This is a genomic window from Pelomonas sp. CA6, from assembly GCF_022549225.1.
In the GTDB taxonomy this organism is placed as follows: domain Bacteria; phylum Pseudomonadota; class Gammaproteobacteria; order Burkholderiales; family Burkholderiaceae_C; genus Roseateles.
This window is the reverse complement of the sequence record NZ_JAKZFD010000064.1, coordinates 1-382: the sequence shown is the minus strand read 5'-3', so window position 1 is coordinate 382 and position 382 is coordinate 1. Positions and strand designations below refer to the sequence as shown.

At 66.2% G+C, this 382-nt stretch carries 1 protein-coding gene; it reads right to left on the bottom strand.

What is annotated here, in order from left to right:
* A partial coding sequence (locus LZ017_RS21900; RefSeq protein ID WP_241399045.1) for a hypothetical protein occupies positions 1 to 382 on the bottom strand: 382 nt, incomplete at both ends.

Genomic DNA, 382 nt, shown 5'->3' with positions numbered 1-382 from the left:
AGCATTGGCCGCGATGGTGCCGCCGGTGTTGTCCAGCAGTCCGTGTACCGTCAGCCGGGCCATCCCGCTCGCATCGGTCTGCGCAAGCAAGCCACCCTGATGGCGCCATTCCTGGGCATCGAGTTGAACCGCGGCGCCTGACAGCTGCGCGCCTTCCGTGTTCAACTGGGCCGAAGTGGTCAGCATCAGACCTTGCGTGGCCGCTGCTCGGGCTCGATCCAGCCGCAAATCGCCACGGCTTGCCGTCAGTTGAAGATCACGCCCCTGCGTGCGGCTGTCTTGCAGTTGCAGCTGAGCCCCTTGCAGTTGCACAGCACCAGCCGCCACGCTCGTGCCGCTGTGTTGCAGCACACCGCTGGCCTGCACGCTCAGCGCCCCATCG